The organism is Dietzia kunjamensis, from assembly GCF_045689975.1.
Taxonomy (GTDB): Bacteria; Actinomycetota; Actinomycetes; order Mycobacteriales; family Mycobacteriaceae; genus Dietzia; species Dietzia kunjamensis.
Window position 1 is genome coordinate 1,589,981 of the sequence record NZ_CP143297.1, and the last position, 19,822, is coordinate 1,609,802.

General features: G+C 70.0%; 18 protein-coding genes. 6 read left to right on the forward strand and 12 right to left on the reverse strand.

The window, feature by feature from the left end:
- Window positions 1-61: 61 nt before the first annotated feature.
- Window positions 62-874 carry a hypothetical protein gene (locus VZF99_RS07425; RefSeq protein ID WP_256819313.1) on the forward strand — a complete coding sequence of 271 codons (813 nt, stop codon included), beginning with the start codon at window positions 62-64 and terminating at the stop codon, window positions 872-874.
- Window positions 875-909: 35 nt separating this feature from the next.
- Here the strand turns inward: VZF99_RS07425 and VZF99_RS07430 are convergent, their stop codons facing one another.
- The 8 genes from VZF99_RS07430 to VZF99_RS07465 form a co-directional block, all read right to left on the reverse strand.
- The gene (locus VZF99_RS07430) at window positions 910-2,037 is read right to left on the reverse strand and encodes a ferrochelatase (protein ID WP_407335998.1); all 1,128 of its coding nucleotides are present in this window, start codon (window positions 2,035-2,037) and stop codon (window positions 910-912) included.
- A gap of 1 nt (window position 2,038) precedes the next feature.
- Window positions 2,039-2,881, reverse strand: a complete 843-nt coding sequence (gene inhA / locus VZF99_RS07435) for an NADH-dependent enoyl-ACP reductase InhA (protein WP_253003603.1) — start codon at window positions 2,879-2,881, stop codon at window positions 2,039-2,041.
- Between the two features lies 1 nt (window position 2,882).
- A complete protein-coding gene (gene fabG1, locus VZF99_RS07440) occupies window positions 2,883-3,614 on the reverse strand; it encodes a 3-oxoacyl-ACP reductase FabG1 (protein WP_407335999.1) in 732 nt (243 codons plus the stop codon).
- Between the two features lie 66 nt (window positions 3,615-3,680).
- A complete protein-coding gene (locus tag VZF99_RS07445) occupies window positions 3,681-4,661 on the reverse strand; it encodes a VWA domain-containing protein (protein ID WP_159148914.1) in 981 nt (326 codons plus the stop codon).
- Complete coding sequence (locus VZF99_RS07450; protein WP_253003604.1) at window positions 4,658-5,641, reverse strand: DUF58 domain-containing protein; 984 nt, start codon at window positions 5,639-5,641, stop codon at window positions 4,658-4,660. The genes VZF99_RS07445 and VZF99_RS07450 overlap by 4 nt, the downstream gene beginning before the upstream one ends.
- Entirely contained in the window at window positions 5,638-6,651 is a 1,014-nt protein-coding gene (locus tag VZF99_RS07455; RefSeq protein WP_067714538.1) for a MoxR family ATPase, read from the reverse strand. The genes VZF99_RS07450 and VZF99_RS07455 overlap by 4 nt, the downstream gene beginning before the upstream one ends.
- A gap of 137 nt (window positions 6,652-6,788) precedes the next feature.
- Window positions 6,789-8,336 (reverse strand): NlpC/P60 family protein, encoded by a 1,548-nt coding sequence (locus tag VZF99_RS07460; protein WP_407336000.1) that lies wholly within the window; start codon window positions 8,334-8,336, stop codon window positions 6,789-6,791.
- A gap of 284 nt (window positions 8,337-8,620) precedes the next feature.
- Window positions 8,621-9,151: a DUF6676 family protein gene (locus VZF99_RS07465; protein ID WP_407336001.1), complete on the reverse strand. Its 531-nt coding sequence runs from the start codon at window positions 9,149-9,151 to the stop codon at window positions 8,621-8,623.
- Between the two features lie 254 nt (window positions 9,152-9,405).
- Here VZF99_RS07465 and VZF99_RS07470 point away from each other — a divergent pair, with 254 nt between their 5' ends.
- The 5 genes from VZF99_RS07470 (at window position 9,406) to VZF99_RS07490 (ending at window position 17,014) form a co-directional block, all read left to right on the forward strand.
- The gene (locus VZF99_RS07470) at window positions 9,406-12,219 is read left to right on the forward strand and encodes an aconitate hydratase (protein WP_407336002.1); all 2,814 of its coding nucleotides are present in this window, start codon (window positions 9,406-9,408) and stop codon (window positions 12,217-12,219) included.
- A gap of 92 nt (window positions 12,220-12,311) precedes the next feature.
- The gene (locus VZF99_RS07475) at window positions 12,312-12,881 is read left to right on the forward strand and encodes a TetR/AcrR family transcriptional regulator (protein ID WP_069390485.1); all 570 of its coding nucleotides are present in this window, start codon (window positions 12,312-12,314) and stop codon (window positions 12,879-12,881) included.
- A gap of 147 nt (window positions 12,882-13,028) precedes the next feature.
- Entirely contained in the window at window positions 13,029-13,871 is an 843-nt protein-coding gene (locus VZF99_RS07480; RefSeq protein WP_407336003.1) for an aldo/keto reductase, read from the forward strand.
- 153 nt (window positions 13,872-14,024) lie between these two features.
- Window positions 14,025-15,431, forward strand: a complete 1,407-nt coding sequence (locus VZF99_RS07485; protein ID WP_407336004.1) for an MFS transporter — start codon at window positions 14,025-14,027, stop codon at window positions 15,429-15,431.
- On the forward strand, window positions 15,428-17,014 hold the full coding sequence (locus tag VZF99_RS07490) for a pyridoxal phosphate-dependent decarboxylase family protein (RefSeq protein ID WP_407336005.1): 1,587 nt from the start codon (window positions 15,428-15,430) through the stop codon (window positions 17,012-17,014). The genes VZF99_RS07485 and VZF99_RS07490 overlap by 4 nt, the downstream gene beginning before the upstream one ends.
- Before the next feature lie 15 nt (window positions 17,015-17,029).
- Here VZF99_RS07490 and VZF99_RS07495 read toward each other — a convergent pair whose 3' ends face one another.
- The 4 genes from VZF99_RS07495 to VZF99_RS07510 all read right to left on the reverse strand — a co-directional run bounded on the left by VZF99_RS07495 (window position 17,030) and on the right by VZF99_RS07510 (window position 19,760).
- Window positions 17,030-17,659, reverse strand: a complete 630-nt coding sequence (locus VZF99_RS07495; protein WP_407336006.1) for an HNH endonuclease — start codon at window positions 17,657-17,659, stop codon at window positions 17,030-17,032.
- A 111-nt stretch (window positions 17,660-17,770) separates the two neighbouring features.
- Window positions 17,771-18,118 carry a hypothetical protein gene (locus VZF99_RS07500; RefSeq protein ID WP_069390489.1) on the reverse strand — a complete coding sequence of 116 codons (348 nt, stop codon included), beginning with the start codon at window positions 18,116-18,118 and terminating at the stop codon, window positions 17,771-17,773.
- 113 nt (window positions 18,119-18,231) lie between these two features.
- Window positions 18,232-19,206, reverse strand: coding sequence for an IS481 family transposase (locus VZF99_RS07505; RefSeq protein ID WP_407336007.1), 975 nt, complete (start codon window positions 19,204-19,206; stop codon window positions 18,232-18,234).
- 113 nt (window positions 19,207-19,319) lie between these two features.
- The gene (locus VZF99_RS07510; RefSeq protein WP_407336008.1) at window positions 19,320-19,760 is read right to left on the reverse strand and encodes a universal stress protein; all 441 of its coding nucleotides are present in this window, start codon (window positions 19,758-19,760) and stop codon (window positions 19,320-19,322) included.
- Window positions 19,761-19,822 lie beyond the last annotated feature (62 nt).

The window sequence follows — 19,822 nt, forward strand, 5'->3', positions numbered from 1 at the left end:
ACACGGTAGCCGTCGCCGCGCCGGGGGTGCCGGCGGCACACCGCCGGTAGGATTGATCGTCATGTCCCGACCCCTCACCCGCAGTACCGCGCTGTCCCCGGCGTGGCCGCTGCCGCTGTACCTCCTGCGCACCGCGTGGGCGGATCAACCGTTCGACGAGTTGACCTCGTACGTCTCCGGTCTGGCGGAGTCGCACCTGCTGGAGATCGTCGGAGCGCCGGTCCCGATGCTGGCCGAGGTCTCCCCCGCCGCCGGCCCGGCAGGACTCCTGCCCGGGCTCGTCACGACGCTGCGGCGCGCGGGGCGTTCGTACCCCGCGCCGGAGGCGCTGTCCCTGCTGACGACGGCGCCCGGGGACTCCTCGAGCCTCCCGCCGGTTCCGGCGGTCCGCTCGGACGTGGCCGACGCCGGATGGGGAATCCTCGTCCGCGACCCCGACTCACGGGACGCCGTGTGCCTGACTTGCGTCGAGCCGCATCCGGATGTGCTGCGGTGGCGGGCCCGCGGGGTCCATGACTGCCCCGTCGCACCCCAACCGGCCGGCCCCTCGGAGGCGCTCGCCGACCTGGGTGGAGCCGTCGTGGAGGCCGCCGACCTCATCGAACGCACCGCCGTACGCACCAACGACGTGGCCCGGATCGACATCCGCTCCCACGTCACCCGCCTGCCGGCCGGGCTCCCGTCCCGCGTCCTCGAACTGGTGGACAGGATCGACCGGGTGGAGGCGATCACCTCCGTCGCGCTGGCGCAGCCGGAGGTCGGGGTGGACCCCGCCGCGCGCGAGCCGGTCCTCCGGCGTCTCGTCGCGGTGAAGGACGCCGCCCGTCGGTCCACGGTGGCCGCGGCCGGCGAGGCGGCGCTGAGAACCTTCTGACCACGCCCGGGGACCGGGACCGTCGGCGCGTCAGGTCACGCTCTCCGCGAGGGGGCCGGGCAACAGTTGACCGCGCACCGGGCGCCGTTCCGGGTACAGCCCAGGGACGGCACGTCACCGAGCCGCTCGATCCGCTCTCCCGTCTCGACCTCGTCGAGCATCTGCAGGATCATCTCGGTGAACTCGCGCGACGGGCCCGGGGTCGCGCACCGGGTGATGCGCACCCCGAGGTCGTCGGTGTCCTCGACGAGTTCGGTGTCGAGGTCCCAGATCACCTCGACGTGGTCGGAGATGAAGCCGATCGGGCACACGACGACGTCACGTATCCCCCGATGCGTGGCGAGGTCCCGGACGTGGTCCACGACGTCCGGTTCGAGCCACGGCACGCTCGGTGGCCCCGACCGGGACTGCCACACAACGTCGTACTCGTCCACCCCGGCCGCTGCGGCGACGAGACGCGCGGCGTCCTTGACCTGACGGCTGTAGAGGTGACCGCCGAGCCTCTTGGGGCCGGCGGTGGCGTCGGCGGTGTTCGGGACGGAGTGCGCGGTGAACACCAGTCGGGGTTCTCCACTCGTGCCGACCCCGGCACCGTCGGAGTCGGCGTCCCGGGCCAGCTGCCGCGCGTCGTCGAGGGCACGTGACAGGTCGGCGGCGAAGCGATCGACGAACTTCGGGTGGTCGTGGAACTGTCCCAGGCGCACGAGCGTGGGAGCGTTCTCGACCGCGCCCCGTGCCCGCTCGATGTCCTCGTGGTACTGCGCGCACCCGGAGTATCCACCCCATGCCGAGGTGACGAACACCGCCGCGGTGCGGACGCCATCGTCTCTCATCCGCATGAGGGTGTCCTCGAGGTACGGGGTCCAGTTGCGGTTGCCGAAGTAGACGGGCAGGTCGCGGCCGCGGCGGGCCAGTTCGGCCTCGACATTCGCGATGATCTCGCGGTTGAGGTCGTTGATCGGGCTGCGGCCGCCCAGGTGGCGGTAGTGGGTGGCCACCTCCTCGAGGCGCTCCTGCGGGATCCCCCGGCCCCGGGTGACGTTCTCCAGGAACGGGATCACGTCCTCCTGCCCCTCCGGCCCGCCGAATGAGAGCACGAGCAGGGCGTCGACCTGCCCCACGGTGTCGACCTGCCCCGCGGTGTCGTCCGTCGATCCTGTCATGTCACTTCTCCTGTCCGCTGAACGAGACCGTCCCCGCGCCGCCGTCCGCGTAGATCACCGTGCCGGTCGTGGCGGTCATGAGGTCCGAGAGCAGGGCGACGGCCGTCGTGGCCACCGCGGTGGGGTCGTCGACGTCCCATCCCAACGGGGCCCGCCGGTCCCACTCGTCCTGCATCTGGTCCAGCTCGCCACCGGGTCCGAGTGCCTCCCCCGCGATCGCCTTCGCCGCGAGCGTCTTGACGGGCCCGGCGGCGATGAGGTTCGAGCGGATCCCCTCTGGACCCAGGTCGCGGGCGACATAGCGGTTGACCGCCTCGAGGGCGTTCTTGGCGACCGACATCCAGTTGTAGAACGGCATGGAGAACCGGGGGTCGAAGTCCAGGCCGATGATCGACGCACCGCGGTTCAGCAGGGGATGCACGGCCTTCGCCAGCGACGCGTACGAGTAGGCGGAGACCTCGAGTGCCACGGCCACGTCCTTCCAGGGCGCGTCGAGGAACGGATCACCGAGACAGCTGGGCGGCGCGAACCCGATCGAGTGCACGACGCCGTCCAGCGAGTCGGCGTGCTCCCGCACCCGGTCGGCCAGCGCGGCCAGGTCGTCCTCACTCTGGACGTCCAACTCGATCACAGGCGGACGTTCGGGCAGGCGTTTGGCGATGGCTTTGACCAACGACGGGCGGCCGAATGCGGTGAGGATGACCTGCGCACCGTGCAGTTGGCAGTGCTTGGCGATGTGGAACGCGATGGAGGCATCGGTGATGACGCCCGTGACGAGGATCGTCTTACCGGAGAGCAGCCCGGAGCCGGACTCCACTTTCTCGCCCGTGTCGGTCTGGCTCATGTCAGTGCCCCATTCCCATTCCGCCGTCGACCGGGATCACGGCCCCGGAGATGTAGCCGGCGTCGTCACCGGCGAGAAAACTTACGATCCCGGCCACGTCTCCGGCCGACCCCTTGCGTCCGAGCGGGATCGCCGCGATCGCCTGCTCCTGCGTCTTGTCATCGAGACCGGCGGTCATGTCGGTGTCGATGAAACCCGGCGCCACGACGTTCGCGGTGATGCTGCGGGACCCGAGTTCGCGGGTGAGCGAGCGTGCCATGCCGACCAGACCGGCCTTCGACGAGGCGTAGTTCACCTGCCCCGCGGTGCCCGACTGCCCGACCACCGAACCGATGAAGATCAGGCGACCGAACCGGGCCCGCAACATCCCGCGGGAGGCACGCTTGGCCACCCGGAACGCGCCCGAGAGGTTGGCGTCCACCACGCTGGTGAACTGCTCGTCCTTCATCCGCATGAGCAGGGTGTCCTCGGTGGTCCCTGCGTTGGAGACCACCACCTCCACCGGGCCGTACTCGGCCTCGACGGCGGTGAAGGCGGCGTCGACCGAGTCGGGGTCGGTCACATCGCACTGCACTCCGAAGAGCCCTTCGGGGGCCCCGGACCCGCGGTGGGTGACGGCGACACGGTGGCCGTCGGCACGGAGCCGCTCGGCCACCGCCCGCCCGATCCCGCGGTTACCTCCGGTCACGAGGACCGTTCGGGGGGTGGTGCCGGGCGTGCTCTCGGAAACCATGTCCCCCACCCTAGCGAGCCGGGGCGGGCGGTCCGGCGCTGGTCCGCACTGGGGTCCCGGTCGGTGTCACGGGATCCGCCGGTGCGCGGTCAGTGACCCGACCGCCGCGAGCATGGCCAGCAGGGTGCCGATGACGAGCCAGGGCCGGGAGGCGTCGGCCTTCTTCCACTCGTAGCCGATCTGTTCCTCGAGGGTGCGGTACACGGAGTCGAGTTCCTCGAGACTGGAGGCGGTGAAGAAGTCGCCCCCCGAGATGTCGGCGATCTGTCGCAGGGACGCGTCGTCGACGGGCACGGGCTGGGGCCTGCCCTGGATGTCGACGGTGCCGTACAGGGTGCCGAACGAGATGGTGGAGACGGGTATGCCGGCCTCCGAGGCCCGTTCGGCGGCGGTGAACGCGCCCCGCTCCTCGGTGGGGTCGGCGGGGACGGTCTCCTTGCCGTCGGAGAGCAGGACGATCCTCGCCGGGGGTGCCTGGTCGGGTCCGCCCAGGCTTTCGGTGAACGTGGTGATCGCCTGGGTGGCGGTGTAGATGGCCTCCCCGGTGGCGGTGCGCTCGTCGAGCCTGAGTCGCTCGACCGCGCGGACCACCGGTCCCCGGTCCGTGGTGGGGGCGACGAGCATCGAGGCGGTGCCCGCGTAGGAGACCAGGCCCAGGTTGACGCCCTGGGTGAGGTTGTTCGCGAAGGTCGTGGCGGCCTGCTGTGCGGCCTCGAGTCGCGACGGGGAGACGTCGGTGGCCTCCATGGACAGGGACACGTCGACGACGAGCATGACGGTCGCCCGGTTCCGTGGAACCTTCTGTTCGCGCTGTGGGCCGGCGAGGGCCACCACGAGGGTGAGCAGTGACAGCACCAGGAGCACGGCCGGGACGTGCGTGAACCAGCGGCGTCCTCGGCGATCGACGGTCCGGAGGACCCCGAAGTTGCCGAACCGCACGGTCCGGCGCTTCTTGGACCGCAGCGCGATGACGTATCCCACGGCGAGTGCCAGTGGAACGACCAGCAGGATCAGCCAGAGCGGATGCTGGAACTCGGACAGGCTCATCGCGTCGCCACCTCCTGCGTCCCGGGCCGGTCGTCGGGGAGGTCGCGGACGAGATTGTCGCCGGTCGGCAGGCCGCCCTGGCGGCGCACGCCGACGAAGTCGATGACGTCACGGATCCAGTCACGGTCGGTCCGCAGGGCGAGGACGGGTGCGCCGCACCGCCGGAGCGCGGAGTGGACGCGGTCGCGGTGCTCACCGGCGGTTCGGCGGTAGTCGGCGGCGAGCGCGTCGTCGACGTCGAGTTCGAGGACCTCCCCGGTGGCGGGATCCTGCAGCAGGGCGGCGCCCACGGCCGGGAGTGCGATGTCGAGTGGGTCCGCCACGTGGACGGCGAGGAACTCGTGGCGGGTGCCCAGGACGCGCAGCGACCGTTCCCAGTCCACCTCGGACAGGAAGTCGGAGATCACCACCACCAGGCCGTGCCGGCGAGCGGCGTTCCGGACGGCGTGGAGGCAGTCGTCGAGCGAGCCCCCCGGCGTGACGCGTGGTGCCGACCGCGCCACCTCCTCCAGTAGGCGTCGGACGTGGTCCCGTCCGCCGGTCGCCCGCAGGACGCGTGGGCGTCCGTCCCCGGTGAGGACCATGCCGACCCGGCTACCACCGCCCGCCGAGAGGAAGCCGACGGTGGCGACGGCGGCCTCGACCAGTCGCCGCTTGGCTCCGTGCCGGCCCTCCACGTCGAGACTCGGCGAGAGGTCGACGACCAGCCACGTCTCGAGCTCGCGGTCGGCGATGGTCTGACGGATGTGCGGGACGGTGGTCCTGGCGGTGACGGACCAGTCCATCGTTCGGACGTCGTCCCCGGGTTCGTAGGCCCGCGCCTCCCCGGGCTCGGTGCCCGGCCCGGGCAGCAGTCCGCGGTGGTCGCCGTTGAGTACCCCGTCGAGACGGCGCGTGACGAGCAGTTCCAGCTGGGCCAGGGCCGCACGGGACGACGCGTCGACGGGGTCGTCGCGTCTGCCCTCGTCCGCGGCGGTCACCGTGACGGCGGCGGGCCGGCCTGGGCGGGAACCGCGCTGATCTGTGGGAGCGGTACGGCTTCGAGCACGCGTCGCACCACGGTGTCGGCGGTGACCTCGTCGGCCAGCGCGTCATAGGTCAGCACGAGACGGTGCCGGAGGACGGCCGGCAGGACGTCGATCACGTCCTGCGGCACCACGTAGTCGCGTCCCCGCACCAGGGCGAGCGCACGGGCTGCGGTGACGGCCCCGAGCGTCGCACGGGGAGAGGCGCCGTAGGAGAGCCACCGCGCCACGTCCTCCAGCCCGTGGCGTGCGGGTTCGCGGGTGGCCACCGTGACGCGGACGACGTAGTCGACCAACGCGTGATGGACGAACACCTCGCGGACGGCCTTCTGCAACCGGATGAGGGCGTCGACGCCGAGGACCCGCGTGGGTTCCGGCGGGGTCGAGCCCATCCGGTAGACGATCTCGCGTTCTTCCTCCGGGGTGGGGTAGTCCATGACGAGCTTGAACAGGAAGCGGTCCCGTTGTGCCTCCGGCAGCTGGTAGACACCCTCGCTCTCGATGGGGTTCTGCGTGGCCATGACGAGGAATGGGCTGGGCATGGGGAAGGTCTGCCCGCCGATCGAGACGTGCCCCTCGGCCATGACCTCGAGCAGCGCGGACTGGACCTTGGCGGGTGCACGGTTGATCTCGTCCGCGAGCACGAAGTTCGCCAGGATGGGGCCGAGCTCGACATCGAACTCCTCGCGGCCCTGCCGGTAGATGCGGGTGCCGACGATGTCTGCGGGGACGAGGTCCGGGGTGAACTGGAGCCGCCGGAAACTCCCTCCCACCACGGTGGCGAAGGTCTCCACGGTGAGGGTCTTGGCCACGCCCGGGACGCCCTCGAGCAGGATGTGACCCCGCGAGAGGAGGCCGACGAGGATCATCTCGATCAGTCGGTCCTGGCCCACCACGACCTTCTTGACCTCGTAGACCGCTCGCTCCAGGAGACGTGCGTCCTCCGCGGCCGTCGACGCACTCACGGGGGGCTCGCCGGGACGGCTCGACTGTTCGGGATGGGGATCGCTCACCGCGGAGGGCTCCTTCGCGTGGTCGGGTGTTCCGGGCGCCCTGCCGGGGCCGTCCGAACGGGTTGGGGACGACAGTACCGGTGCCGCGGTCAGACCAACCGGACCACCATCGGCGAGATCCCGGCCATCCGCACCGGCGAGATCTTCACGACGTCACCGGACTGGGGTGCCTCGACCATGCGGCCGTCGCCGAGGTAAAGGGCCACGTGGCCGGGCCAGAACAGCATGTCGCCCCGCTGTCGCGTGGCCACCGGGAACTGCGGCCCGGCGGTGTACTGGTAGCCGGTGTAGTGCGGGAGCGCCTTGCCGATCCCGGCGAACGCGTAGATCATCAACCCCGAACAGTCGAAGCCGATCTTGTTGTAGTCACCGTGCCAGTCGGCGACCCCGCCGTCGCGGATGCCACGGGTGGGCCCGTTGGCATCGCCTCCTCCCCACGCGTACGGCATCCCGAGCTGGGAGAGGGCGCGGTTGACGACGGTCTCCACGCGAGCACTGTTCGAGGGGGTCCCGGCATTCCCGCCCTGGCCGGCGCCCGGCCCGGGCGCCGCCGGCCCCTGGGCGATCGAGCCGAAGTCGGCCCGACTGATCGCGTCGGCGACCTGCTGCACGATCGCCTCGGTGTCACCGTTGATGCCGGCGTCGACGGCCGCGCCCACGCTGCCGGCGTCGATGGTCCCCCCGATGGCTCGGGTCGCCTCGTCCGAGGAGCCCCCGGCGAACTGCCGGACCGCGCCCAGGTCGAGATGCGACGGGAGCGCGGAGGCGATGTCGGCCGCCTGCTCCCCGGCCTCCGGCTGGCCCGCGAGGACACTGAGGGCCTCCGCGCGCATCGCCTCTGCGTCGACCGCGTCCGCGGCGTCGACCCGTGGCCCCGCCGGGGTGGCACCCGACTCCGCGAGGGCGGCGCGGTGCTCGTCCAGTTCACGGGTCAGCGCGACGACCCGGTCCTCCAGAGCGGTGACGTCGCCCGCGACCCTGGAGACCTCCGCCTCGGCGGAGGCCCGACGCTCGGCGGCGTCCGAGTAACGCTGCTCGGCGGAGTCGCGGGCGGCCACTGCCTCGGACTCGCGCCGGGCGGCCTCATCGGCGGCCGCCACCATCTCCCCCACCACGGTGCGCTGGTCGGCCGCGGCTCGCTGGAGATACTCCTGGCGCAGCCCGGCATCCGCCGGCCCGCCGGGATCGAGGATCGCCGACGCCGCGCCCGGTGCGGTTCCCTGCCGGTGCAACAGCCGTGAATAATCGTCGAGGGTGCCGCGCGCGGACTCGACGCCGGACTCCGCCTGCTCGCGTTCGGCGGAGGTACGGTCTGCCTCTGCGATGGCCCGGTCGAGTTCGATCCGGGCCATCTGGAGGTCGACCAGGCTCTTGTTGACGCTCTCCCGGCTGACCGCGATCTCCTCGCGGGTCTGGTCCAGTCGGGCGCTGGCATCGGCGACGGCACGGATAAGGCCGGAGATGTCGCCGGGCGCGACCGCGGTGACTTGCTGGGCTCCGGCCACCGGCGCCTGCACCGCACCGGCGGCTGTTCCCAGGACCAGCACCGCGGCCAGTACCGCCCGCCCGGGTGCCCTTCCGGGATACCTGCGTGTGCGCGCCCCTCGGGCACGGTTCGACGAATGGTCAGGTTCCACGTTTCACCTTCCGCTGACCGCACCGGGGTGCGGCTGACCGCGCGACCCGCACGGCGGGACGCGAGACCGAGGCGGTGTCGGCGGCCGGTGATGCCTTCCCCTGCGCCACTGGAGCCTCAACACGACTCGGTAGAACCTAGTGTTCCTTTAGCACCGTAGGACACAGGGAACACATGTGAAACATCGGTCGGCAAAATACACTGCTGTAACTTGCATAACAGCAGGACGGGCGGCGTGTCGCGAATTGGACACCGCTGTCGGAAAAGCGACGTTTCGGCGTCTTCTCAGCGTGAGCGACGTCGCAGGACGATCGCGAAGGCGACGAGCGCGAGCACGGTGACCACGATCGCGGCCGCGGTCAGGGCGCCCCATGGCGGAGCGGGGGCGGTGACCTTGTGAGCGAAGACCGCGGCGGAGGCCACCGGGTCGAACTCCTCCCAGGCGTCGTCCTGTCCGGCCTCGAGTTGGTGGCGCGGGATCGAGTCGCTGGAGCTGCCGATGAACACCGGGGTGCGCACGAGGATCGTGCCGTCGTACTCCTCGCCCAGGAACGCCGCGAGGTCACGGGCGTCCGTGTAGACGGTCGCCGGCGCCTCGGTGTAGACCACTTTCAGGTCCAGACCTCGATCACCGGCCTCGTCCACCACGGTCCGGAGGCCCTCGACGAACGGTGCAGGTGCGGAGACCCCGTCGTCGGCGAGGTCGGCGACCACGGCCTGGTAGTCCAGCCAGTGCGGGACCTCGTCCTCCCGTAACGACATGATCGGCTCGGCCGCATACGCGAGCACCGTCACGGGATCGGAGGGAGTGTCCACGTGCGACATGGTGCCATCTCTCCGTCGTCACCCACGAACCCACGCGCCGCTCGTCGGCGATAACCGCAGTCGCGTGCCCACGTTCGGGCGTGCCGGGGGCTATACAGGACGGGCGTACTGGTAAATTGGCGGCCGAAGACGGATCACAGGGTCCACAATGGATGCTGTGTCCGCCCCGGCGCCGCCGCCCGAGACAGACGCGGTGACACCGGGAGGGATGACGAACCGACATTCGCACCACGAGTGGAGCTGACGTGACAGCAAGCATTGATAGTTTCGGCGCCAAGGGGACCCTTGAGGTCGGCGACGAGACCTACGACATCTACCGCCTGTCGGCGGTTCCGGGGGCCGAGAAGCTCCCTTACTCGCTCAAGGTCCTCACCGAGAACCTCCTGCGCACCGAGGACGGAAAGAACGTCACCAAGGCGCACATCGAGGCGCTGGCCAACTGGGATCCGAACGCCGAGCCCGATACCGAGATCCAGTTCACGCCCGCCCGCGTGATCATGCAGGACTTCACCGGTGTGCCCTGCATCGTCGACCTCGCCACCATGCGTGAGGCCGTCGAGACCCTCGGCGGCGACCCGGACAAGGTCAACCCCCTCGCCCCGGCCGAGATGGTCATCGACCACTCCGTCATCATCGAGTCGTTCGGCCAGGAGAGCTCGTTCGACAAGAACGTCGAGATCGAGTACCAGCGCAACGAGGAGCGCTACCAGTTCCTGCGCTGGGGTCAGGGCGCGTTCGACGACTTCAAGGTCGTCCCCCCGGGCACCGGCATCGTCCACCAGGTCAACATCGAGTACCTGGCGCGCACTGTGATGGTCCGCAACGGCCAGGCCTACCCCGACACCTGTGTCGGTACCGACTCGCACACCACCATGGAGAACGGTCTCGGCGTCCTCGGCTGGGGCGTCGGCGGCATCGAGGCCGAGGCCGCGATGCTCGGTCAGCCGATCTCCATGCTCATCCCCCGCGTCGTGGGCTTCAAGCTCACCGGTGCGATCAAGCCGGGCGTCACCGCCACCGACGTGGTGCTGACGATCACCGAGATGCTGCGCAAGCACGGCGTCGTCGGCAAGTTCGTCGAGTTCTACGGCGCCGGTGTCGCGGCCGTGCCGCTGGCCAACCGCGCCACTATCGGCAACATGAGCCCGGAGTTCGGCTCCACCTGCGCCATGTTCCCGATCGACGGCGAGACCATCGATTACCTGCGCCTGACCGGCCGCGACGAGGAGCAGCTCGCCCTCGTCGAGGCCTACGCCAAGGAGCAGGGCATGTGGCTCCACCCGGACTCCGAGGAGCCCGTCTTCTCCGAGTACCTGGAGCTGGACCTCGGGGACGTCGTCCCGTCGATCGCCGGCCCGAAGCGTCCCCAGGACCGCATCGAGCTCTCCGATTCCAAGAGTGCGTTCCGCAAGGACATCCACAACTACGTGGACGGCGAGGCCGAGCCGCTCGGTGACACCGAGAAGGGCCGGATGCAGTCCGAGGGCGGTGCCCCGTCGGACAACGCCGGCAAGGTGACCCTCGCCCATGCCGAGGAAGGTGCGGTCCGCGCCGACGCGTCCACGCGTTCCGAGGGCCGCCCGTCGAAGCCGGTCGAGGTCAAGGTCGGCGACACGGAGATGGTGCTGGACCACGGCATCGTGTCCATCGCGTCGATCACCTCGTGCACCAACACCTCCAACCCGTCGGTGATGATCGGCGCCGGGCTCGTCGCCCGCAAGGCGCACGAGAAGGGCCTCACGGCCAAGCCGTGGGTCAAGACCTCCATGGCCCCGGGCTCGCAGGTCGTCACCGAGTACTACGAGCGTGCCGGTCTCTGGCCCGACCTGGAGGCCCTCGGCTTCCACCTCGTCGGCTACGGCTGCACCACCTGCATCGGCAACTCCGGCCCGCTGCCGGAGGAGATCTCCGCCGCGATCCAGGAGAACGACCTCACCGCGACCGCCGTCCTGTCCGGTAACCGCAACTTCGAGGGCCGGATCAACCAGGACGTCAAGATGAACTACCTGGCGTCCCCGCCGCTGGTCATCGCCTACGCGATCGCAGGCTCGATGGACTTCGACTTCGAGAATGACTCGCTGGGCAAGGACAAGGAGGGCAACGACGTCTTCCTGAAGGACATCTGGCCCACCTCCGAGGAGATCGAGGAGACCATCAAGGCCTCCATCTCGTCCAACGAATACAAGTCCAAGTACGCCGACGTGTTCGCCGGAGACGAGCGCTGGCGCGGTCTCAGCACCCCGGACGGCAAGACCTTCGAGTGGGACCAGAAGTCGACCTACGTTCGCAAGGCCCCGTACTTCGAGGGCATGGAGATGGAGCCGGAGCCGGTCACCGACATCAAGGGCGCCCGCGTCCTGGCCAAGCTTGGCGACTCGGTCACCACCGACCACATCTCGCCGGCGTCGACCATCAAGCCGGGTACCCCGGCGGCGCAGTACCTCGACGCCAACGGCGTGGAGCGCAAGGACTACAACTCCTTCGGCTCCCGCCGCGGCAACCACGAGGTCATGATCCGTGGCACGTTCGCCAACATCCGGCTGCAGAACCAGCTGCTGGACGGCGTGACGGGCGGTTACACCCGTGACTTCACCCAGGAGGGTGCGCCGCAGGCGTTCATCTACGACGCCGCGCAGAACTACGCCGAGCAGAACACCCCGCTCGTCGTGCTCGGCGGCAAGGAGTACGGCACCGGCTCCTCGCGTGACTGGGCCGCCAAGGGCACGCGCCTGCTCGGCGTCCGCGCCGTGATCACCGAGTCGTTCGAGCGCATCCACCGCTCCAACCTCATCGGCATGGGCGTCATCCCGCTGCAGTTCCCCGAGGGCGAGTCCCACGAGACCCTCGGGCTCGACGGCACGGAGACCTTCGACATCTCCGGCATCGAGGAGCTGAACAACGGCACCACGCCCAAGACGGTCAAGGTCACCGCCACCAAGGAGGACGGCCAGGTCGTCGAGTTCGACGCCAAGGTGCGCATCGACACCCCCGGCGAGGCGGACTACTACCGCAACGGCGGCATCCTGCAGTACGTCCTGCGGAACATGATCAAGGGCTGATCGGCCTCCCGCATCAACGGCGGTGCGCGGTTTCCCCTGCTCAGGCAAGGTGACTGCGCACCGCCGCGGTGTTTCCGAAGGAAGGTAGCGAGATGCCCAGGGTCAGTCAGGACCACATGGACGCCCGGCGACACCAGATCCTGTCAGGCGCACGTGAGTGCTTCGCCGAGTACGGGTTCGAGGGCGCCACGGTGCGTCGTCTGGAAGAGGCCACCGGACTGAGCCGGGGTGCCATCTTCCACCACTTCGACGACAAGGACGCGCTCTTCCTCGCACTCGCGCACGACGACGCGGCAGCGATGGCCGCCACCGTGGCCGCGCAGGGTCTGGTCCAGGTGATGCGGGAGATCCTCGCCGACCCCCAGGAGTTCTCCTGGCTCGGGACGCGTCTGGAGATCGCCCGGCGGATCCGCACCGACCCGGACTTCCGGGAACGGTGGACGGACCGACAGGCGGAGGTCGACGCGGCGGTCGTGGCCCGCCTCCGCGAACAGAAGGCGTCCGGACGGATGCGCACCGACATCCCCGCGGACGTGCTGCGTGTGTACCTCGACATCGTGCTCGATGGCCTCATCACTCACCTGGCGACGGGTCGCGGCACCGAGCACGTCAGCGAGATGCTCGACCTCGTCGAGGCGTCCCTGCGGACCGGGCAGGGGTGACCCGGAGCCGGTCTCCCGCCGGGCCTGCCGCCTCCGCCGCCTCCGCAGGTTCCCGCCGAGAAGAGGAAAACGCGCGTATCGGTCGAGTGAGCGTGCACGAGATCCTCTTCTCGGCGGGGCCACGGGAACGGCGCGTACGTTGGTCGCATGTCCACACCTGACACGCAGATCCCCCAGCTCACCCTGAACGACGGCCGCTCGATCCCCCAGGTCGGATTCGGCACCTTCCAGGTCCCGCCCGCCGACACCGAGAAGGTCGTCACCGACGCGATCGAAGCCGGTTACCGCCACCTCGACACCGCTCAGATGTACGGCAACGAGGAGGGCGTGGGCCGGGCCGTCGCGGCGTCCGGCATCCCGCGCGACGAGTTCTGGATCACCACCAAACTCAACAACACCTTCCACGAGCGCACCGCCGCCCGTGAGGCCACCGAGCGCTCGCTCGAGGCCCTGGGCGGGCGCATCGACCTCTACCTCGTGCACTGGCCACTGGCGATGCACAACGACGTCGCCACCGTGTGGGAGACGATGGAGGAGATCCGCTCCGACCTGGCCGTCGACTCGATCGGCGTCTCCAACTTCACCGCGGCGAACCTCGCGCGACTGGCGGAGGCCGGCCTGAGCACCCCGACGGTCGACCAGATCGAGTCCAACCCGTACTTCGTCAACGACGACCTGCGCGCGGCGTGCGTCGAACGGGGCATCGCTGTGGAGGCATGGAGCCCGCTGGCCCAGGGCGCGGTCTTCGGTGACCCCCAGTTGCAGGCGCTCGCCGAGCAGGTCGGGCGCACGGTGTCCCAGGTCGTGCTCCGGTGGGTGCTGCAGCGGGGCGACGTCGTCTTCCCCAAGTCCTCGAGCCCGGCCCGCATGCGCGAGAACCTCGAGGTGTTCGACTTCGAGCTGTCGGACGAGCAGATGGCTTCCATCACCGCGCTGCACAACGGCACCCGTTCGGGCCCGGACCCGGACACCTTCGACTGGCGCGGCTGACCCCACCGCCCGACCCCACCGCCAGACCCCGGCTCCCGACCCCACCGCCATACCCCGTCGACAAGACAGTTCCGCACACGTTTGCCGAGAGGCAGGTGTGCGGAACGCTCTTTTCGACGGCGCGACGGGCCGCAAGCGCCCTAGAGTCGGTCCATGACCACCACCGCGGCCACGGGCGGGGAGCCCGGCGCGGGCGGGGCTCCCCGCGGCGCGCCGGGCGGCGTGGCGACCGACCGGTCCACCACGGCCCCGGTCCTCGCCTCGTACGCGGCGGGCAGCCTCGGCACGGGTGCGTTCGGCACCCTGCCCGGTTTGGTGCTGGCGTACTACCTCACCGACTCGATCGGGGTGGCGGCGGCCGTCGCGACGGTGCTCGTGCTGGTGCCCAAGGTCCTCGACGTCCTGGCCTACCCGCTCATCGGCGCGATCTCGGACAGGGCGTCCCACCGCAGCGGCTATCGCACGGGCCTGATGCTGTTCGGGGCGCTGGCCCTGCCGCTGCTGTTCGTGGCGACCTTCTCGGCGCCGCCCGGCTGGAGCACGGGCGCGGCCGGGGTGTGGGTGATGGGCTTCTTCCTCCTGGCGTCCATCGCGTACTCGTGCTTCCAGGTGCCGTATCTGGCACTGCCGGCCGAACTCACCGATGACGCCGCCGCCCGCGTGACGCTGCTGGCGTGGCGGGTGGCCGTTCTCTCCGCGGCGATCCTGCTCACGGGGGGCGGTGGCCCGGCGCTACGCGACGCCGCCGGCGGCGGGCCCACCGGATACGTGGTGATGGCCGTCGGGGTCGCCGCGCTGATGCTCATGGGCATGCTGTGGTCGACGTTCGTGGCGGGCCGCAGCACGATCATGCGGGCCGACGCGCCGGCCGGTGGGCTCGCGCACGAGTATCGCGACGGACTCGACGCGCTGCGGGTCACGCGGCCGTTCCGGCTGCTCGTCGCGGTGTTCTGTCTGCAGGCTGTCGCGACGGCCGTGATGCTCGCGGGCGGCCAGTACGTGGCGACCTACGTGCTGGGTGACGAGACCGCTCTGACCGGGCTCTTCCTCGCGCTGGTGGGCCCTGCGCTACTCGTGATGCCGCTGTGGACCCGTCTCGCGCACGCCCGCGGGAAGGTGCCGGCGCTGGCCGCGGCCACGGCGCTGTTCACGGTGGCGACCCTGCTGCTCATCCCGGCCGGCTTCTCCCCCGGCGCGTGGGTGCATCTCCCGGTGGCGATGGCGGGTGTCGCGTACGCGGGCATGCAGGCTCTACCGATGTCGATGCTGCCCGACTGCACCGACCTGGATCGCTCGTTGGGGGGACGACGACGAAGTGGGGCGATGAGCGGCCTGTGGACGGCGTCGGAGACCGGCGCGATGGCCCTGGGCCCGGTCGTCGTGCTCGCCCTGTTGGCATTCGGTGGTTTCCGCTCCGGCGGGGTGTCCGATCAGCCCGGGACGGCGCAGTGGGCCATCGTCCTCGCGTTCTCCCTGGTTCCCGCGCTCCTCGCCGGCGCGAGCCTGCTGCTGATCCGGACTCTCGGCCGGTCCTATCCCCGATGGACGGAGCGAACATGACCCCCGATCCCCTCGCCCTGGAGATCACCGATCGCGGGGAACACGCGCTGGCCCGCCTCGCCGCGATGCGGGCGCAGGACCCGCCGACCACCGGGGGCCGGGTCCTGTCGTACGTCTACGATTCCGGGCTCGCCGAACTCGACGAACTGGCGACCCGTGCGGCTCGTCTCGCCCATGGCGTCAACGGCCTCGACCCCACGGTGTACTCCTCGGTCGCCCGGATCCACGGCGGCATAGTCGACCGTGTGCGCGACATTCTCCGTGGACGGTCCGCGGGCGCGGGTGGCGAGGGCGGCGACGGGCTCGGTGGCGACATCTACGGGAACGTCACGTCCGGTGGCACCGAGAGCTGCATGCTCGCCTGCCTCGCCGCCCGCGAGGTCTCCGGTCGACAGCCGGGCGACGGTGGAACGATCGTCGCGCCGGTGACGGTGCACGCGGCGTTCCGCAAGGCCGCGCACCTGCTGGGCCTGAGGTTCGTCGGCGTCGAGGTCGATCCCGGGACGGGGCGGGTGACCGCCGCCGAGCTTCTCGCGGCGGTCGATGGGGACACGGTGCTGGTGGTGTGTTCGGCGCCCGCCTACCCGAACGGCGTGATCGACCCCGTGGCCGAGGTGGCCGCCGGACTCGAGGCCGAGCACGATCCGCGCATCGGGCTGCACGTCGACGCCTGCCTCGGCGGCCTGGTGCTGCCGTTCTGGCCCGGTCCGGACCTCGCCGGTCCGGACGCCACCGAGCCGAACCCGATGCCGCTATGGGACCTCCGGGTCGCGCGGGTCACCAGTATCTCGGCGGACGTACACAAGTACGGTTTCGCACCAAAGGGCACGTCGGTGCTGCTCAGCCGGGGCCGCGAACGCCACCGGGCGGCATGGTTCGCCACCGTCGACTGGCCCGGCTACCCGGTGGTCAACCCGACGCTCGCCGGATCCAAACCGCTCGAACCCGCGGCGGCGGCGTGGACGGTGCTCGAGGCGCTTGGCGAAGGCGGGCAGCGGGAGCTGGTCGCCCGGACCGCCCGGGCGACCGATCGGTTGGTCGACGGGTTGTCCGGCATCGAGGGGCTGCGGGTCCTCGACCGCGATCCCGGCCCACTGGTCGCGGTCGTCGCCGACGAGTCCGCCGGAGACGGCCGGCGCGTTCACCCGCACCTCTGGGCGGATGCCTGCGCGCGGAGGGGCATCGCCGTCCAGGCGCAGCCCGCCTACCGCCAGGAGCGGGGGACCTTGTCGTCGTCGTCCCACCTCACCATCACCCCGGTGACCGAACGGCTCGTCGAGGAGATCCTCCGCGTGGCGTTTGAGGCCGCAGACGAGGTCCGTGGGCAGCTTGATCCAGTTCCTCCAACGGGGTTCGCCGACGTGCTCGACGCGCTGGAGACAGGGACCCTCTCCCCCGCCGACCTGCTCGCCCTGCCAGAAGATGAGGTGCATGCGCTCGTGGGTGGTGTCCTCGACGCGGACGAGGCCGGGACCGAGGGAGGCGGTGGCGGAATGGCGCCGCTGCTCGCGGCGATAGAACGGCTGCCCGCCGGCGTGGGCGGCCGCCTGGTCCGCGCCTACCTCGCGGCGGTGATGGAGTGACGGTGATGGAGTGATTCAGGCGAACTTCGCCTGAATCTCGGCAGGCGCCCGGAACCACCGACCGATGTACGGCACCGCGATAGGAGCGGGATTCGCCCGGAGGTACCGCACGAACCAGTCGGTCAACCCGTCCCACTGGGCGTGATCGCCCGGGGGATGGAGTCCCCATCCCAGTTCGGTGAGCGTCCAGTGCGCTTTGGCGGAGTTGCGCAGCATAGATGTCGTCACCCAGTTCGCCTCGGTGTCCTCTCCCCCACGGGACACCGGCTGCAGGTGGTCGATGGTCGGGAACAGCTCCCAGAACGCGAAGTGCGATCGCGACATCGCCCAGTTCGGATCCGCGGGGAAGTCCTCCGGAAGCAGTACGGAGAGCAGCCGTAGCGCCCCGGGGTTGACCAGACGCGTCCCGCTGTAGCGGTCGACGAACCCGTCGCGGTAGAAGAGACGCAATGACCTCCGTTCCGTGTAACTCCGGGACGTCTTCTCCACGGGCACGAACGGGTAGCGGAGGCCGAGTATCCGACTGCCTTCGTCAAGCCCAACGGTCTCGATCGCATCGGCGACATCCGCCAGCACATCCGCCTTGTCCTCGAGCTCCGGCGCGGCCACTCGTGCACCAGGGACATCGCGGGTCGCGTCATCCATCTACTCGCCCTCCACTCCGGGTTGCGGTCTTAATCCCAGTGTGAGCGGCCCATACGACAAGCGCCCCCCGACTCGAGATCGGGGGGCGCGGTCCGCATACGGGGCGATGCCTCAGACGAGGACCGCGACCGCGACGTTGACGATGCCCAGGACACCGGCGACGTGGGTCAGGGTCGCGGTGCTGCCCTGGGCCTTGGCCTCCTTGCGGACGCCGATGATCGCGACGACGAGGATGACGATCGCCACCAGCAGTTTGATACCGATCTTCATGTGGTTGAGGTCGGCGTCCTGCATCTCGCGCAGGCCCACGAGCAGCAGTCCGGTCACCACCTGGAGGATCGCGCCGTGCAGGATGCCCTTCGCCATGTAAGGCGCCTTGATGGTGGCGAGCCAGCCACCGATGATCCCGGCGAGACCGATGAAGTGCAGGATGAGGATGATCTGGATGACAGTGTCCATAAGGCGGATTGTCTCAGGTCAACGCGGAATCGCCGCAGGTAAGGGTCTCCTGTGTGACGCTCGACTCGGTCGGCCTGGATGCTGCGTGTGACGCACCCCGACGGGCGGCGCCGCTAGTTGTACTGCCCACGCAGGTTGTGTACGCGGTCTGCGGGTGAGGCGCCTCGTAGCGCGGTGTGGCCGCGGTGGAAATTGTAGTGGTGCAGGAATGCGGGTAGGCGAGCCGCGCGGTCGGATTCGCTGACGTACGCGGTGGCGTAGGCCCATTCTTCGAGCATGGTGCGGTTGTAGCGCTCGACCTTGCCGTTGGTCTGCGGGCGGTACGGGCGGGTGCGCTTGTGTGTGATATTGCCTCCGAGGGCCTCGGCGAAGGCGTGGGAGCGGTAGCAGGAGCCGTTGTCGGTCAGCACCCGCCGCACGGTGATCCCGGCGTCGGCGAAGTAGGCGTGGGCCCGGTGCCAGAACGCGGCCGCGGTCTCCTTGCGCTCGTCTTCTAGAAGCTCGCTGTAGGCCAGGCGTGAGTGGTCGTCGACGGCATTGTGGATGTACCAGTAGCCCATCCCGCGTTTGCGGTCACGCTTTCCCTTCACCCGGCCCAAGACCTTGTGCCCGCCTCCGTCGGGGATGCGGCCAAGTTTCTTGATGTCCACATGCACCAGATCGCCCGGCGCCTCGTGCTCGTAGCGACGCGGGCGCCGCGTGTGCGCCCGGACGGGCGCGCCGGTGGCCGGGTCGGTGAATGCCAGCCTGACGCAGCTGTAGCGGGACAGGATCTTGTGCACCGTGGACGGTTGCATGCCCAGGTGGTAGGCGATCCGGGCCGGGCCCCACCGGCGGGATACGCGCAGACCGAGCACGCGGCGTTCCCGCCGCCGCGGCGTCTGGGTCGGGTTGTGGTGCGGGCGGCTGGAGCGGTCGACCATGCCGGCCTTGCCCAGCTGCCGGTACCGGCGGGCCCACTTGCGGGCGGTGGTGACCGAGACACCGAACCGCTCCGCCGCTCGCCGCGGTACCCAATCGTCGACGACGACACACCGAGCCAGACGCAGTCTTCCCGTCGGAGTCAGCGGGGCGTTAGCGTGGGACACGAAGACCTCCGTTGTGGATGTGTTTGCTTGGTCGCTTTCACACCTCACACGGAGGTCTTCCTCATGTCAGCCCGCCATGCCGACCGGTGACACAACGTCCGTGGTCAGTACAGCTAGTTGGTCTCGTGGCTCGAATGCGGCAGGACGACCACAGGGCAGTGCGCGTGCGCCACGACCTGCTGACTGACCGAGCCGAGCAGCATCCCGGTGAACCCGCCTCGTCCGCGGCTACCGACCACCACGAGCCGGGCGTCCCCGGATGCAGCGATCAACGCTTCGGCCGCGTGGCCCTGCAGGACGGCCGGCCTGTACGAGGCGTCATCTCCCAGGGCGTTGCGCACCGCTTCCGCCAGCATCTCGCGCGCGCTGCTCTCCAACTCGGAGGAGTCTTCCCAGCCGGCCATCGCATACGGGCCGTAGACCGCTGGCAATTGATACGCGGTCAGGGCGATCAGTGGCGCGTCGAGCGCGGCCGCGTACTCGGCTGCCCACTTCAGGGCCCGTAGCGAATCCGGCCCACCGTCGACTCCGACGACTACTGGCCTGGTGTCCATGAGCTGTCCTCCTCCGGCGAGATGCCGACGGTGCCCCGGACTGTCGTGCACCGACGACACCC

Excerpts from the sequence above, each read along its gene's own strand:
- VZF99_RS07425 (WP_256819313.1), top strand. The coding sequence starts at position 62 with ATGTCCCGACCCCTCACCCGCAGTACCGCGCTGTCCCCGGCGTGGCCG.
- VZF99_RS07495 (WP_407336006.1), bottom strand. The coding sequence starts at position 17,659 with ATGGATGACGCGACCCGCGATGTCCCTGGTGCACGAGTGGCCGCGCCG.
- VZF99_RS07475 (WP_069390485.1), top strand. The coding sequence starts at position 12,312 with ATGCCCAGGGTCAGTCAGGACCACATGGACGCCCGGCGACACCAGATC.
- inhA (WP_253003603.1), bottom strand. The coding sequence starts at position 2,881 with ATGAGCCAGACCGACACGGGCGAGAAAGTGGAGTCCGGCTCCGGGCTG.
- fabG1 (WP_407335999.1), bottom strand. The coding sequence starts at position 3,614 with ATGGTTTCCGAGAGCACGCCCGGCACCACCCCCCGAACGGTCCTCGTG.
- VZF99_RS07445 (WP_159148914.1), bottom strand. The coding sequence starts at position 4,661 with ATGAGCCTGTCCGAGTTCCAGCATCCGCTCTGGCTGATCCTGCTGGTC.
- VZF99_RS07500 (WP_069390489.1), bottom strand. The coding sequence starts at position 18,118 with ATGGACACTGTCATCCAGATCATCCTCATCCTGCACTTCATCGGTCTC.
- VZF99_RS07430 (WP_407335998.1), bottom strand. The coding sequence starts at position 2,037 with ATGACAGGATCGACGGACGACACCGCGGGGCAGGTCGACACCGTGGGG.
- VZF99_RS07480 (WP_407336003.1), top strand. The coding sequence starts at position 13,029 with ATGTCCACACCTGACACGCAGATCCCCCAGCTCACCCTGAACGACGGC.
- VZF99_RS07485 (WP_407336004.1), top strand. The coding sequence starts at position 14,025 with ATGACCACCACCGCGGCCACGGGCGGGGAGCCCGGCGCGGGCGGGGCT.
- VZF99_RS07490 (WP_407336005.1), top strand. The coding sequence starts at position 15,428 with ATGACCCCCGATCCCCTCGCCCTGGAGATCACCGATCGCGGGGAACAC.
- VZF99_RS07510 (WP_407336008.1), bottom strand. The coding sequence starts at position 19,760 with ATGGACACCAGGCCAGTAGTCGTCGGAGTCGACGGTGGGCCGGATTCG.